Here is a 14,132-nt window from a genome sequence, read left to right on the forward strand (position 1 = left end):
GCACTCCTTGATCTCAGCGGTCGTCTCTGGTGAGGAAGCACAGCCGGGCCCGCTTGTCCGGCAGGTCGATCTCGGGCCCGAGGGTGAAACCGGTGCGCAACAGGCGGTCCATCACCTTGTCGTTGCGGGTGTCCGGCTCGGCCACGATCCGGACGTGGCGCGGGTCGGAGAACGCGTACGCGAGGAGCACGGACAGCAGGGCGGCGGTGAAACCGCGCTCGCCCTCCCCCGCCGCCGGCCCGATGAGCAGGTGGACGCCGAAGTCGCCCGGCTGGACGTCGTAGCACTCCCCGACCGGGTCGGCCTCCGGCTCGTACGTCTGGAAGAGCGCCACCGGCCGGTCGTCGCGATGGACGAGATAGGCGTGGTGGGTGGTGAGGCCGTCGAGGTAGTCGTAGATCTCCAGCACCCGCTCGCGGCTCGCGTCGAGCATGCCCCAGAACCGGGCCCGCTCCTCGGTGACCCAGGAGTGGATCAGATCGACATCGGCGGGCGGGTCCACCGGCACGATGCGGAAGGCGCCGGATCCCTCGACCACCTGCTCCCACACGGCCTCGCGCCGTACGGGGGCCGTGGTGCGTGCGTCAGAGGTCATGTCGCTCCTCGGTCAATCGGTTCCAGTCCGTGATCACGGGCACGAGTTCCCCGCGCAGCCACAGCGGGTGCTGGTCACGCCGATGGGGGTCGCCGGGCACGCCGCTCGCGCCGAACGGGACGATCCACAGGCTCCCGTCGCGCTGGGCGAGGTCCCACACGTAGCGCGCCGCCGGGCCCCGGGCGCAGTGGTGGGTGACGCCGGGCACGCTCGACGTGGACAGCACGCAGTCGTGGTCGCCCGGCAGGCCTGCCTGCACCGGCGCCGCGCCGTCCACAGAGCTTGCGTTGTCCACAGAGCTTGCGTTGTCCACAGAGTTTGCGTTGTCCACGGAGCTTGCGTTGTCCACAGGGGGAGAGATCGCCGGGGACGGCAGCGCCCGCCAGGGGGTGAGCCGGTGCAGGTCACCCCAGCGGACGCCGGTCACCTCGCCTGACGGCGGGCGCCGTTGACAGAGCCGCGCCGCCACGTCCTCCAGGGCCCCCCGGGCCAGTCCCGCGAGGGCTCCCCGGTCCAGCCCCGGCAGCAGGTCGGTCGTCAGCAGGCTCTCCAGGGCGTACGCGACCCGGGGAGTCAGCGCGAGCCACGGCCGGAAGACCTCGGGAACCTCCGCGTCCAGTCCGGCCAGGGCGGCCAGGGCGGGATGGGCCGCCAGGCGCCGCACCACCTCGGCCCGGACGGCCGCGTACGCCGCCGCGTCGGTGCTGCCGGCGTCCATGCGCCGGTCCCAGGCGAGCAGCCGGTCCCGCAGGCGTACGGCCTGGGGGCCGAGCCCGTTCAGGCCGGCCAGCAGGTCCAGGAGAGGGCCCGCGCTGGGCAGCAGCGTGTCGGTGTGAATCGCCGCCATGTCCCCGGCGGACCAGCGCGGCGAGCCGTCGAGCAGGCGCCTGATCCGGCCGGCCCGGTATGGCGGGGCGAACTCGACGCCGAGCGGCGCGGCGATTCCCCGTTCGTTGGCCATGACCGTGATGCCGGAGACCGGCCGGCGGGGCATCGGCTCGTTCCGGTCGCGCCACTCGTGGCCGGGCTCCCAGGCGGGTACGGCCCGCAGCGCGTTGTCCGGGTGACGGACGGGCACCACCCCGGCGACCCGGTGCAGCAGCCCGCCGCCGGTGTCCGCGGCGAGCACGACGTTGACGGGCTCGGCCCAGCGGTCGAGCGCCCGGTCCACGTCGGCCACGGTCTTCGCGTGCAGCAGCGCCGGCAGCGCCGCGAACCCAAGGTCACGGCGCACTCGCGGCGGGTATCGCAGGCTCACCGCCTCCCACACGCGTCCGTGGCCGGTCTCCGGCCGGCTGTGGTGCCCGGCCGCCTGCTCGTGGTCTCGGCCGGTCTCCGGCTTGTGGTGGTGGCTGGTCGCCTGCTCGTGGTCTCGGCCGCTCTCCTCCACGGAGCGGGCGTCCATCATGACGACCGGGCCGCGCTCGGTCTCGACGATCTCGACCTCGACCGCGGCCTCCCCCGCCACCTCGATGACCTCGAGGTGCGCGGCGGCCGGGCGCCAGCCGTCCGGCCCCAGCGCCTCGACGCGGCCGTCCCCGCGCCGGAGCCGTTCGCGGTAGAGGTCCTGGTAGTCGGCCATGGCATTGGTGATCGCCCAGGCGACCGAGCCGGCGTGCCCGAAATGGGCGATGCCCGGGACGCCCGGCACGGCCAGCCCCACCACGTCGAACTCGGGACAGGCGAGGCGTATTTGCTGGTAGAAGCCTGGATCCTCGATGAACCGGTGGGGATCGCCCGCGATCAGGGCCGCGCCAGTGGCGGTGCGATCCGGGGGGACCAGCCAGCCGTTGCTCCCGCCGGTGCCCGGCCCGTCGGCCGCGAACAGCGCGACCGCCTCGGGGCCCAGCCGTTCTGCCACCGCCTCGCGCCACAGCTTCGCCGGGAAGTGCGCGAAGAGGATGTGGTGGGACAGCCAGATCGCCAGCGGCGTCCACGGCTCCCAGCGCCCGGGCGCGAGCCCGGCCACGTCAAAACCGGTCGCGCCGTGTCGCGCCGCTTCGTGCCCGGCCGCACCGAGCCCGGTCGCATCAAGCCCGGCCGCACCGTGTCGTGCCGCTTCGAGCCCTGCCGCGCCGTGCCCTGTCGCTTCGGGGCGTGTCGCTGGGGGGAGTGCCGTGGCGAACTCGGGAGCCCGGCGTGCCCCCTCGGGCAGCCCGGCGTTGACGCCGTCCACGTAGGCGCTCACCCAGCGCGCCGTGTCGTCGTCCAGGGCGTGCAGGCAGCGCTCGGCGGTGTCCGCCAGCCGGGCCTGCCGGGCGAAGCGGTCCCACGGGACGGCGTCCGGCCCGAGGATCGCCGCCGATGTGCCGGTCGCCCGGCGCCGCTCGACCTCGATCTGCCAGGCACGGTCCAGGGCCGTGACACGTCCCTGGGCGAAGGCCAGTACGTACGGATCGTCCGCGCGCAGGTGGGGGATGCCCCACGCATCCCGATACACCCTGTTCATAGCGCCGTCTCCGACACCGGGATGTTCATGACGCCGTCTCCGACACCGGGATGTTCGCGACGCCGTTCCCCGGCTCCCGGCCCGCCGCTCCCGTCACCGCGTCGCCGTTTCCGTACGGCGGCGGGCGGCGGGGACGACCAGCGGAGTTCCGGTCTCCGGGTCGTCGATCACCCGGCAGGGCAGCCGGAAGACCTCCTCCACCAGGTCGGCGGTCATGACCTCTCCGGGCGCCCCGGCGGCCACGACCCGGCCGTCGCGCATCGCGATCAGGTGGGTGGCGTAGCGGGCGGCGTGGTTGAGGTCGTGGAGCACCGCCACGAGCGTGCGTCCCGCCTCCTCGTGCAGCCGGGCGCACAGGTCGAGGACCTCGATCTGGTGGGCGATGTCCAGATAGGTCGTCGGCTCGTCCAGGAGCAGCAGCGGCGTCTCCTGCGCCAGCGCCATCGCGATCCACACGCGCTGGCGCTGCCCCCCGGACAGCTCGTCGACCAGGCGCCCGGCCAGGTCGGCGACCCCGGTGGCCTCCATCGACTCGCGCACCACCCGCTCGTCGTCCGCCGACCACTGGCGCAGCAGCCGCTGGTGGGGATAGCGTCCGCGGCCGACCAGTTCGGCGACCGTGATGCCGTCCGGCGCGACGGACGTCTGGGGCAGCAGGCCGAGGGTCCTCGCGACCTGCCTGGCGGGCAGGGAGGTGATGTCCCGCCCGTCGAGCAGCACGGTCCCCGCGGCCGGCCGGAGCGTGCGCGCCAGCGCCCGCAGCAGGGTGGACTTGCCGCAGGCGTTGGGCCCGATGATCACGGTGAAGGACTTGTCGGGGATGGCGACGTCGAGGCCCTCGGCGACGACCCTCTTGTCGTAGGAGAGGGTCAGCGCGCTGCCGCTCAGGCGCGGCCCGTCGTCGTGCATGCCTGCCACTCCGTTCCCCTGCCCGCTGGTTTCGTACGCGATCGTCTCGGTCAAATCCGTCCCGCCTTCCGCTGTGCGGCGAGCAGCCAGACGAGGTAGCCGCCGCCGAGCACCCCCGTCACCACCCCGACCGGCAGTTGGTGGCCCGCGAACAGCCGTTGGGCGACCAGGTCGGCGCCCGTCAGCAGCGCCGCGCCCGTGCACGTCGTGGCGAGCAGGTTCGGCCCGGGCGCCCCGGTCATCCGCCTGGCCAGGTGTGGGGCCGTGAGCGCGACGAACGACACCGGCCCGGCGGCCGCCGCGGCCAGGGAGGTGAGCAGCACGGCCGCCGCCAGCAGGACCAGCCGCAGGCCCTGGACCCGTACGCCGAGGCCGCGCGCCAGGTCGTCGCCCATCTCCGTGATGGCCAGCGGGCGCGCGCAGCCGAGCAGCACCACCGGCGCCAGCACCGCCATCGCGGCGAGCAGGGGGAGGACGTCCTCCCAGCCGCGCCCGTCCAGGCTGCCGGTGAGCCACAGCATGGCCCGCGCCGCCTCCATCAGCCGTCCCCGGGTCAGCAGATAGCCGTTGACGCCGGTGAGGATCGCGGTGGCGCCGATGCCCACCAGCACGAGGCGGTGGCCGTGCAGGCCGCCGCGCCAGGCCAGCGCGTAGATGACGACTCCGGTGACGACGCCGCCGAGCACCGCGCCGCCCGCGAGCGCCGCGCTGCCGCCTCCCGTGACGACCACGAGGAGCGCCCCGGCCGCCGAACCCTGGGTGAATCCGAGCAGGTCGGGGCTGCCCAGCGGGTTGCGTACGAGCGACTGGAAGACCGCCCCGGCCAGCGCGAGGGCGGCGCCCACGAGCAGCGCGGTGACCACGCGGGGCAGCCGGAGCTCGTGCACGATGAAGTCCTCGGCCGGGCTGCCGCCGCCCAGGATGGTGCGCACGACGTCGGAGGGGCTCATCGGATAGTCGCCGCCCCCGACCGCGAGCACGCAGAAGATAAGCGCGAGCAGCAGGCAGCCGGCTCCCACGGCGACAGCCCTGAACCGCAGGGTCACACCGCCGGCGATCCTTCGAACGGGCATCGGCCGTACGCCGCTCATGCTTCCGCCTCGCCTGACGGCCCGGGGTCGCACGAGCGCAGCGCGCCGTGCCTGCCGATTCGCTCGCTCACGCGCGGACCTTCCTTCGCACGAAGTACAGGAACAGCGGGCCGCCCAGCACCGCCGTGACGATGCCCGCCTGCAGCTCACCCGGCCGGGCCACCAGCCGCCCGAGCACGTCGGCGCCGAGCAGCAGCACGGGTGCGAGCAGCGCGCAGCAGGGCAGCATCCAGCGCTGGTCGGGGCCGGTCAGCGCCCGGACGAGGTGCGGCACCATGAGCCCGACGAAGACGATGGGCCCGCAGGCCGCCGTCGCCGCCCCGCACAGCAGCGTCACCGCCACGATGGCGCCCGCGCGGACCCGGGCGGGGTGCGCGCCGAGCGAGCGCGCCGAGTCGTCGCCGAGCGCGAGCGCGTTGAGCGGCCTGGCCAGGGCCAGAGCCAGCAGCAGGCCCGCCGCGACGAACGGCGCCAGCATGGCCGTGGTCGCGCCCTGCGCGCTCGCCAGCGAGCCGACCGTCCAGAAGCGCATGGTCTCCAGCGAGGCCGAGTCGAGCAGCATCGTCGCGTTCACATACGAGTAGAGGGCGGCGTTGATGGCGGCTCCCGCGAGCGCCAGCCGCGCCGGGGTGGCCGCCCGCCCGCCGCCCACGGCGTACACCAGCACGGACACGGCCGCCGCGCCGGCCAGCGCGAACCAGACGTAGCCCTGGAACGTCGCCACCCCGAAAAGCCCGGCGGCCGTGGCCACCGCTGCCGAGGCGCCCGCGTTGATCCCCAGCAGGCCGGGGTCGGCCAGCGGGTTGCGGGTCAGCGCCTGCATGACGCCGCCGGCGACCCCCAGCGCGACTCCGGCGAGCAACCCGAGGAGGGTGCGCGGAAGCCGCATCTGGTGGACGACCGTGTAGGCGGCCGAGTCGGCGTCGACGAGCCCGTGCCATACCTCGGCCGGGGACAGCTGCCGGGCGCCGAGCCCGAGGCTGAGCACGACGACGACGGCCAGCGCGATCGCCGAGCCCAGCAGCGCCGCGGCGCGCCGGCCGTTTTCCGCGCGTTTTCGCGGCACCCGGGCAGGCCCGCTGATCTGCGAGGACTCTGTGACGACCACGACCGGCTCCGCTGGGGGGCTGGGGACGATTTCTACCGCCCCTCTGGACAAGAACTTAGGTAAGGGTAACCTAACTAGTGATCAACCCCAAGGCGCAGCGTCACAAAACCCGTGCCACGAGAGAAAGACGAACCGTGCGAAACCTGAACTCCCCCATGTCCCGTCGCGGCCTTTTCGCGGCGGGCGGAGCCGCCGCACTCACCCTGGCGCTGGCCGCCTGCGGGTCGAGCGATCCGGCGCCCTCCACCGCAGGTCAGAGCGCGAAGTCGTGGTCCTTCACCGACGACAGGAAGGAGACGGTCACGGCCGCGGCCGCCCCGTCGCGGGTCGTGGCGTTCACCGGGACGGCGGCGGTGCTCGCCGACTACGGCCTGCAGCAGAAGGTCGCCGGCGTCTTCGGCGAGACGAAGCGCGCCGACGGTTCGCCCGACCCGCAGGCCGGCGACCTGGACGTGAACAAGGTCACGATCCTCGGCAACGTCTGGGGTGAGTTCAACATCGAGAAGTACGCGGCGCTGCGTCCCGAGCTTCTCGTCACGCACATGTACGACCCCGGGGCGCTGTGGTACGTGCCGGACGAGAGCAAGGACAAGATCGTCAAGCTTGCCCCGACCGTGGCCATCAGCACGGCCCGCGTCCCGATGACCGAGCCGATCGAGCGCTACGCCGCACTCGCCGAGTCGCTCGGCGCGGACCTCAAGGCCCCGAAGGTCGCCGAGGCCAAGGCCAGGTTCGAGGCCGCCGCGGAGAGCGTGCGCAAGGCGGTCGCGGAGAACCCCGGCATCAAGGTCCTGGCCGCCTCGGGCAGCCCCGACGTGCTGTACGTGTCGAACCCGGAGGTCAACACCGACCTCATGTACTTCGCCCAGCTGGGGGTCGACGTCGTCAAGCCGGAAAAGCCCGGCGAGGGCGGCTACTACGAGAACCTGAGCTGGGAGAACGCCGACAAGTACGACGCCGATGTGATCCTGCTCGACAACCGCAACACCGCGCTGCAGCCCAAGGACCTGGCGTCCAAGCCGTCCTGGGCCAAGCTCCCCGCCGTCAAGGCCGACCAGGTCGTCGCCTGGGACCCCGTGCCGCGCTTCTCGTACGCCGGAGCCGCGCCGATCCTGGAGAACCTGGCGACGGCGATCCGGAACGCCAAGAAGCTCGGCTGACCACGCCGCGGAGAAATCACAGGGACACGTGTCGATACCCGCAAGTTAGGTTCGCCTAACCTAACTCCTAACGGTAAGGATGACCATGACCTATCCCCATGCCGGGGCCGCGCGGCCGTACCTGTTCAACGACCGCACGGTGGAGGGATACCGGCGCGCGATGGCCGCGGGGACCGAGCGGGTGGCCGAGCGCATCCGGCGCGCCGGACGGCCGTTCAGCGGCGTGTCCCCGGAACGGCTCGCGCCGGAGATCGCCGCGATCGACCTCGAACGGCCGCTGCACGACCACGCCGCCGCCCTCGACGAGCTCGAACGGGTCTACCTGCGTGACGCCGTCTACTTCCACCACCCCCGCTACCTGGCGCACCTCAACTGCCCGGTGGTGATCCCCGCGCTGCTGGGGGAGGCGGTGTTGTCGGCGGTGAACTCCTCGCTCGACACGTGGGACCAGAGCGCGGGCGGCACGCTCATCGAGCGCCGCCTGATCGAGTGGACGGCCGGCCGGATCGGCTTCGGCCCCGCCGCCGACGGCGTCTTCACCAGCGGCGGCACCCAGTCGAACCTCCACGCCCTGCTGCTCGCCCGCGAGGAGGCTCATGCGATCGCCGGCGCCGTCTCGTCGCGGCTGCGCGTGATCACGTCGGAGGCCGGGCACTTCAGCGTGCGCAAGGCGGCGAACCTGCTCGGCCTCGGGCCGGACGCCGTCGTCACCGTGGAGACCGACGCCGACCGGCGGATGCGGCCGGAAGCGCTCGCCCGCGAACTCGACCGCTGCCGCCGCGCCGGACTGGTGGTCATGGCCGTGGTGGCCACCGCCGGCACCACCGACTTCGGCTCGATCGACCCGCTGCCGGAAATCGCGGCCCTGTGCGAGTCCGCCGGGGTGTGGCTGCACGTGGACGCGGCGTACGGCTGCGGGCTGCTGGTCTCCCGCAGGCGGCGGCACCTGCTCGACGGGATCGAGCGGGCCGACTCGGTCACCGTCGACTTCCACAAGTCCTTCTTCCAGCCGGTCAGCTCCAGCGCCGTGCTGGTGCGCGACGGCGCGGTGCTGCGGCACGCGGCCCACCACGCCGACTACCTCAACCCCCTGCGGATGGCCGAACGGGGCATCCCCAACCAGGTGGACAAGAGCCTGCAGACCACCCGCCGCTTCGACGCGCTCAAGCTCTGGCTGACGCTGCGGGTGATGGGCCCGGACGCGGTCGGCGAGCTGTTCGACGAGGTCGTGGACCGCGCGGCCGCCTCGTACGCCCTGGTCGCGGCGGACCCGCGGTTCGAGGTCGTCACGCGGTCGCCGCTGAGCACGCTGGTCTTCCGCTATCTCCCCCCGGAAGGCCCGGGCCGCAAGCTCGCCGACGACGCGAACCTGTACGCCCGCGAGGCGCTGGCCGCCTCCGGCGAGGCCGTCGTCGCCGGGACCACGGTCGACGGCCGCCACTACCTGAAGTTCACCCTGCTCAACCCGGAGACCACGCTGGACGACGTCGCGCACGTCCTCGACCTCCTCGCCGGACACGCCCAGCGGTACGTGGACGACCTCGCCCCGCTCGCCGACCACTCGGAGGTAACGCATGTCCACCCATGACTTCGTCGCGATCGGGCTGGGGCCGTTCAACCTGGGCCTGGCCTGCCTCGCCGAGCCCATCGCCGAGCTCGACGGCGTGTTCCTGGAGGCGAGGCCCGGCTTCGCCTGGCACCCCGGGATGATGCTCGACTCCGTGACGCTGCAGACGCCGTTCATCGCCGACCTCGTCACACTGGCCGACCCGACCTCGCCGTACTCCTTCCTGAACTACCTGAAGGAGACCGGCAGGCTGTATCCCTTCTACATCCGCGAGAGCTTCTACCAGCTCCGCGCCGAATACGACGCGTACTGCCGGTGGGCCGCCGCGCGGCTGCGGAGCGTCCGCTTCGGCCACCGGGTGACCTCGGTGACGTACGACGAGGCGGACGGCCACTACGTCGTACGCGCGGTCACCGACGGCGGCGAGGAGACCGAGCACCGTGAGACCGAGCACAGGGCCCCGCACCTCGTGCTCGGCACCGGCACCCCGCCGTACGTGCCGGAGACCTGCCGGGGCCTCGGCGGCGACCTCGTCCACAACGCCGGCTACCTCGACGCCAAGGCCGCGCTGCAGGCGAAGGAGAGCATCACGATCGTCGGCAGCGGGCAGAGCGCCGCCGAGATCTACCGCGACCTGCTGGCCGACATCGACACGCGCGGCTACCGGCTGAACTGGGTGACCAGGTCCCCGCGGTTCTTCCCGCTGGAATACACCAAACTGACCCTGGAGATGACCTCCCCCGAGTACGTCGACTACTTCCACGCGCTCCCCGAGGACACCCGCTACCGCCTCGAATCCGAGCAGAAGGGCCTCTACAAGGGCATCGACGCGGCGCTGATCAACGAGATCTTCGACCTCCTGTACGCCAAGACCGTCGGCGGCCCGATCCCCACCCGGCTGCTGACCTGCACCGAGCTGCGCGAGGCGGCCTACGACGCCGGCCGGGGCGAGTACACGCTCGGGCTGCGCCACCTGGAGCAGGAGCGCGACTTCACGCTCGTCACCCAGGGCCTCGTGCTGGCCACCGGCTACCGCTACACGCCCCCCGCCTTCCTCGACCCCGTACGCGACCGGATCCGGTGGGACCGGCACGGCCGGTTGGACGTGGCCAGGAACTACAGCGTCGACGTCACCGGCCGGGGGATCTTCGTGCAGAACGGCGCCACCCACGCCCACAGCGTCACCTCCCCCGACCTCGGCATGGGCCCCTACCGCAACTCGTGGATCATCAGCCAGATCCTGGGCCGGGAGCACTACCCCATCGAGAAGTCCATCGCCTTCCAGGAGTTCGGCGCGCCCGAGGGCGTGGTCGCGTGAGCGAGCGAAGCGAGCGCATCGGCAGGCACGGCGAGATCATCTTTCGCCACACCGACGACCGGGTCGGCGAGCTCGCCGTACGTCGGCTCGACCCGCAGGCCGACGCGCCGGCCGTGCACGCCTGGGTCACCCACCCCAAGGCCGTGTTCTGGATGATGCAGGACGCCGACGTCGCCCGCGTGGAGAAGGAGTATCGCGAGATCGTCGAGCACCCGCACCGCGACGCGTTCCTCGGGCTGCTGAACGGCCGCCCGGCCTTCCTGGCCGAGAGCTACGACCCCGCCCGGGTCGAGCTGGCGGGCCTCTACGACGCCGAGGACGGCGACGTCGGCATGCACTTCCTGTGCGCGCCCGCCGAGACCCCGATCCACGGGTTCACCCTGGCCGTGATCACGACCGTCATGGAGTTCCTGTTCGCCGACCCCGCGACCCGGCGGGTGGTGGTCGAGCCCGACGTGCGCAACACGGCGGTGCACGCGCTCAACGCGGCCGTCGGCTTCGAGGTCGTCGGCACGGTCGCCAAGCCGGAGAAGGACGCCCTGCTGAGCGTCTGCACCCGGGAGCGGTTCCTCGCGGCGACCCGGGAGGTGCGCGCGTGAACCCGATCGAGGCGGTCTCCCACCTCACGCCGGAGCTGTGGGAGCGGGCCAACCGGCGGCTGGTGCGCAAGGCGCTCGCCGAGTTCGCCCACGAGCGGCTGCTCACCCCGCGCCCGCTCGGCGACGGGCGATACGCGGTGCGCGGCGACTACGCCGAGTATCGCTTCACCGCGACCGTGATGTCCCTCGACCACTGGCACATCGGCGAGGTCACCCGCCACCGGCTCTCCGGCGAGATCCTGCCGCTGGACGCGCTGGAGTTCGTCACCGAGATGCGCGGCCCGCTCGGGCTGAGCGACGAGATCCTCCCGGTCTACCTGGAGGAGATCACCTCCACGCTGGCGAGCCTCGCGTACAAGCTGAGCCGCCCGCCGGTCGGCGCGGCCGAGCTGGCGAAGGCCGGTTTCCAGGAGATCGAGGCCGCCATGACCGAGGGCCATCCGTGCTTCGTGGCCAACAGCGGCAGGATCGGCTACGGGATCGACGACCACCACCACTACGCCCCCGAGGCCGCCGCGCCCGTACGGCTGATCTGGCTGGCCGCCCACCGCGACCACACCACGTTCAGCTGCTCACGCGACATCGACTACGAACGGCTCATGCGCGGCGAACTCGGCGAGGAGGCGCTGGCCCGCTTCGCGGCCACGCTGGCCGGTCTGGGGGTCGACATGGCCGACTACCTGCTCGTGCCGGTGCACCCCTGGCAGTGGTGGAACCGGATCTCGGTGACGTTCGCGGCGGAGGTCGCCGAGCGGCGGCTGGTCTGCCTGGGCCCCGGCGACGACGAGCACCTCGCCCAGCAGTCGGTGCGCACGTTCTTCAACGCGAGCGCGCCGTCGAAGCACTACGTCAAGACGGCACTGTCGGTGCTGAACATGGGCTTCATGCGGGGCCTGTCGGCGGCGTACATGGAGGGCACCCCGGCGATCAACGACTGGCTCGCCGACCTGATCGCGAGTGACGAGGTCCTCCGCGCGGCCCGCCTGACGATCATCCGCGAGCGGGCGGCCGTCGGATACCGCAACCGCCGGTTCGAGGCGGCCACGGATCGCTACTCGCCGTATCGGAAGATGCTGGCGGCGCTGTGGCGGGAGAGCCCGGTCGCCGGGCTGGAGCCGGGCCGGCGCCTGGCCACCATGGCCTCCCTGCTGCATGTCGACAGTGAGGGGCGGTCGTTCGCGGCGGCGCTGATCGAGCAGTCGGGCCTCACCCCCGAGGCGTGGCTGCGGCGCTACCTCGACGCGTACCTCGTCCCGCTGCTGCACGCCTTCTACGCGTACGACCTGGCGTTCATGCCGCACGGCGAGAACGTCATCCTGGTCCTGGACGGCGGCGTGGTCGAACGGGTGATCTTCAAGGACATCGCCGAGGAGATCGTGGTGATGGACCCGGACGCCGACCTGCCGCCCGAGGTCGCCCGGATCCGCGCCGAGGTGCCCGAGGAACACCGGCTGCTGTCGATCTTCACCGACGTCTTCGACTGCTTCCTGCGCTTCCTCAACGGGGTGCTGGCCACGGGCGGCGTGCTGGACGAGGACGCCTTCTGGCGGACCGTCGCCGAGTGCGCGGCGGCCTACCAGCGGTCGGTCCCGCACCTCGCGGACCGGTTCCTGCGCTACGACCTGTTCGCCCAGACGTTTGCCCTGTCGTGCCTCAACCGCCTGCAACTGCGCGACAACCGGCAGATGGTGGACCTGGCCGACCCGTCGGCCGCGCTGCAGATGGCCGGCGACCTGGTCAACCCCATCGCCCGCTTCGCCCCCGTGGATCCATGACCACCTCGGCGACTCCGTCACTGACGAGCGGGTCCAGCGGGTTCTGAGCCGGTCGAGGCGCGAATCCGGAGTTCGGTCGGGTGCACCCGCCTGACGGGCTCGTCGTCGGCCGCGTCCGCCGCAAGGATCTCCGCGAGCAGTTCGGCGGCGCTCACGCCGTAGGCACGCGGGCGCAGGTCGACGGCGGTGATCGGCGGGTCGCACATCTCCAGGCTCTGGCTCGCCACGCAGGACGCGAGCAGCAACTCCTCACCGACCCGCCGTCCCAGCGACCGCAACGTGCCGAGCGCGCGCAGGGCGCTGCCGTCCGGGGCGCAGACGAGAGCGTCGAGGTCGGGACGGGACGCCATCAGGTCGCGCACGACCGCGTCGAGCGTCTCGGGCGAGGCGTCCACCGCGACGCCTCTGGTGGCGGGTTCCACGCCGTGCGCCGAGCACCACCTCTCGTAGGTCTCCTGCAGCGTCAGCGACCAGTCGGTGAGGAAGTCCCCGTCCGGCATGATCAGCCCGGGCATCGTGGCGCCGCGGGAGCCGAGGTGTTCGAGGAGCAGGTTGGTCGTCTCCACGTGGTCGGCGCTCAGGACACCGCGCGGCGTGGGACCGGAACCCCGGTGGTAACCCACGGTGACCACCGGAACGCCCCCGCCGAGCAGGTCCGCGACGACCGGATCGTCCAGGATCGGGTCCAGGATGATCAGACCGTCCACCCGCAGCCGGGGTGCCTTGACCCCGCTGGAGTCGGGTCCGAGCAGCGTGAGGTCGAGCCCGGCCGCCCGGGCACGCTCGGCGACCCCGAAGGCGAACTCCATGTAGAAGCCCGTCCCCATCACCTGGCGCGGCAGGTAGAGGCCGACCGCGCCGACACGGCTGTTGCGCAGGTGGCGGGCGGCCGTGTTGGGGTGATAGCCGAGCCGCGCGGCGACCTCCTCGATCCGGGCCCGGGTCCGGGCCGAGACCCGGCCCGCGCCGGACAGCGCGTCGGAGGCGGTGGTCTTGGAGACCCCGGCGTGCCGGGCCACGTCGACGATCGTCACGGAACGGGCGGGCCCCGCGACGGGCGCGGATGACGCCCCCGGCGCCCCTCCGGACGGCGGCGCGGCGCCCTGCTCGTCGGCGCCCCCCTCACCGGCGCCCTGCTCACCGGCACTGTGCTCGCCGGCACCGTGGTCGCCGGTCCGCGGCTTCGGGCGGCCCTCCACATTTTTCACGACGTTAACTCCGAGGTCTTGCCGGAACGTTCCGACTGCCTTTACTTTAGCGACGCCGGAACGTTCCGGCATCTTCAACGTGGTCCACCTCATCGCACTACGGCACCAAGGACCCGCCATGAGCCAAGCCCCCCGCACTCGTCCCCGGCCGCGCGGCCTGTTCGCGGCCCTGCTCATCCTCGACGTCGTACTGACGCTCTGCCCGCCCGTGTACTGGTTCGTCGGAAACCGCGCGAACCCCGCGCTCTCCCTGCTCTACTTCGTCGGCGGCGGAGCCGTCGTGCTCGCCGGCATCCTGGTCATGTACGCGCTGGACCGCCCGCGCGCGACCACCCCCGGAGGCCGGTCGTGAA

Annotated in this window: 12 protein-coding genes; 6 read left to right on the forward strand and 6 right to left on the reverse strand. The window is 72.5% G+C overall.

Annotation, left to right across the window (positions count from 1 at the left end):
- Window positions 1-13: 13 nt before the first annotated feature.
- The 5 genes from ABZ857_RS13755 to ABZ857_RS13775 all read right to left on the reverse strand — a co-directional run bounded on the left by ABZ857_RS13755 (window position 14) and on the right by ABZ857_RS13775 (window position 6,152).
- Window positions 14-595 carry a GNAT family N-acetyltransferase gene (locus tag ABZ857_RS13755; protein ID WP_357042472.1) on the reverse strand — a complete coding sequence of 194 codons (582 nt, stop codon included), beginning with the start codon at window positions 593-595 and terminating at the stop codon, window positions 14-16.
- Window positions 585-3,044 carry a penicillin acylase family protein gene (locus tag ABZ857_RS13760; protein ID WP_357042475.1) on the reverse strand — a complete coding sequence of 820 codons (2,460 nt, stop codon included), beginning with the start codon at window positions 3,042-3,044 and terminating at the stop codon, window positions 585-587. The genes ABZ857_RS13755 and ABZ857_RS13760 overlap by 11 nt, the downstream gene beginning before the upstream one ends.
- A 93-nt stretch (window positions 3,045-3,137) precedes the next feature.
- Window positions 3,138-3,953: an ABC transporter ATP-binding protein gene (locus ABZ857_RS13765; protein ID WP_357042568.1), complete on the reverse strand. Its 816-nt coding sequence runs from the start codon at window positions 3,951-3,953 to the stop codon at window positions 3,138-3,140.
- Between the two features lie 50 nt (window positions 3,954-4,003).
- Window positions 4,004-4,999, reverse strand: coding sequence for an iron chelate uptake ABC transporter family permease subunit (locus ABZ857_RS13770; RefSeq protein WP_357042478.1), 996 nt, complete (start codon window positions 4,997-4,999; stop codon window positions 4,004-4,006).
- 112 nt (window positions 5,000-5,111) lie between these two features.
- The gene (locus ABZ857_RS13775; protein ID WP_357042481.1) at window positions 5,112-6,152 is read right to left on the reverse strand and encodes an iron chelate uptake ABC transporter family permease subunit; all 1,041 of its coding nucleotides are present in this window, start codon (window positions 6,150-6,152) and stop codon (window positions 5,112-5,114) included.
- 134 nt (window positions 6,153-6,286) lie between these two features.
- Here ABZ857_RS13775 and ABZ857_RS13780 point away from each other — a divergent pair, with 134 nt between their 5' ends.
- The 5 genes from ABZ857_RS13780 to ABZ857_RS13800 all read left to right on the forward strand — a co-directional run bounded on the left by ABZ857_RS13780 (window position 6,287) and on the right by ABZ857_RS13800 (window position 12,571).
- Window positions 6,287-7,312 carry an ABC transporter substrate-binding protein gene (locus tag ABZ857_RS13780; RefSeq protein WP_357042483.1) on the forward strand — a complete coding sequence of 342 codons (1,026 nt, stop codon included), beginning with the start codon at window positions 6,287-6,289 and terminating at the stop codon, window positions 7,310-7,312.
- A gap of 160 nt (window positions 7,313-7,472) precedes the next feature.
- Window positions 7,473-8,900 carry an aspartate aminotransferase family protein gene (locus tag ABZ857_RS13785; protein WP_357042571.1) on the forward strand — a complete coding sequence of 476 codons (1,428 nt, stop codon included), beginning with the start codon at window positions 7,473-7,475 and terminating at the stop codon, window positions 8,898-8,900.
- The gene (locus ABZ857_RS13790; protein WP_357042486.1) at window positions 8,887-10,197 is read left to right on the forward strand and encodes a SidA/IucD/PvdA family monooxygenase; all 1,311 of its coding nucleotides are present in this window, start codon (window positions 8,887-8,889) and stop codon (window positions 10,195-10,197) included. The genes ABZ857_RS13785 and ABZ857_RS13790 overlap by 14 nt, the downstream gene beginning before the upstream one ends.
- Window positions 10,194-10,796 (forward strand): GNAT family N-acetyltransferase, encoded by a 603-nt coding sequence (locus tag ABZ857_RS13795; protein ID WP_357042489.1) that lies wholly within the window; start codon window positions 10,194-10,196, stop codon window positions 10,794-10,796. Before ABZ857_RS13790 ends, ABZ857_RS13795 begins: the two co-directional genes overlap by 4 nt.
- A complete protein-coding gene (locus ABZ857_RS13800; RefSeq protein WP_357042492.1) occupies window positions 10,793-12,571 on the forward strand; it encodes an IucA/IucC family siderophore biosynthesis protein in 1,779 nt (592 codons plus the stop codon). Before ABZ857_RS13795 ends, ABZ857_RS13800 begins: the two co-directional genes overlap by 4 nt.
- A 17-nt stretch (window positions 12,572-12,588) precedes the next feature.
- On the opposite strand, the gene ABZ857_RS13805 is transcribed toward ABZ857_RS13800, so the two are convergent.
- The gene (locus tag ABZ857_RS13805; protein ID WP_357042495.1) at window positions 12,589-13,779 is read right to left on the reverse strand and encodes a LacI family DNA-binding transcriptional regulator; all 1,191 of its coding nucleotides are present in this window, start codon (window positions 13,777-13,779) and stop codon (window positions 12,589-12,591) included.
- 118 nt (window positions 13,780-13,897) lie between these two features.
- Here ABZ857_RS13805 and ABZ857_RS13810 point away from each other — a divergent pair, with 118 nt between their 5' ends.
- Complete coding sequence (locus ABZ857_RS13810; protein ID WP_193203820.1) at window positions 13,898-14,131, forward strand: hypothetical protein; 234 nt, start codon at window positions 13,898-13,900, stop codon at window positions 14,129-14,131.
- Window position 14,132: the final 1 nt, after the last annotated feature.

The organism is Microbispora sp. NPDC046933, from assembly GCF_040644635.1.
In the GTDB taxonomy this organism is placed as follows: domain Bacteria; phylum Actinomycetota; class Actinomycetes; order Streptosporangiales; family Streptosporangiaceae; genus Microbispora.

What these genes read in the sequence shown, in the direction of transcription:
- ABZ857_RS13755 (WP_357042472.1), bottom strand. Translation starts at nt 595, where the DNA reads ATGACCTCTGACGCACGCACCACGGCCCCCGTACGGCGCGAGGCCGTG.
- ABZ857_RS13760 (WP_357042475.1), bottom strand. Translation starts at nt 3,044, where the DNA reads ATGAACAGGGTGTATCGGGATGCGTGGGGCATCCCCCACCTGCGCGCG.
- ABZ857_RS13765 (WP_357042568.1), bottom strand. Translation starts at nt 3,953, where the DNA reads ATGCACGACGACGGGCCGCGCCTGAGCGGCAGCGCGCTGACCCTCTCC.
- ABZ857_RS13785 (WP_357042571.1), top strand. Translation starts at nt 7,473, where the DNA reads ATGGCCGCGGGGACCGAGCGGGTGGCCGAGCGCATCCGGCGCGCCGGA.
- ABZ857_RS13790 (WP_357042486.1), top strand. Translation starts at nt 8,887, where the DNA reads ATGTCCACCCATGACTTCGTCGCGATCGGGCTGGGGCCGTTCAACCTG.
- ABZ857_RS13810 (WP_193203820.1), top strand. Translation starts at nt 13,898, where the DNA reads ATGAGCCAAGCCCCCCGCACTCGTCCCCGGCCGCGCGGCCTGTTCGCG.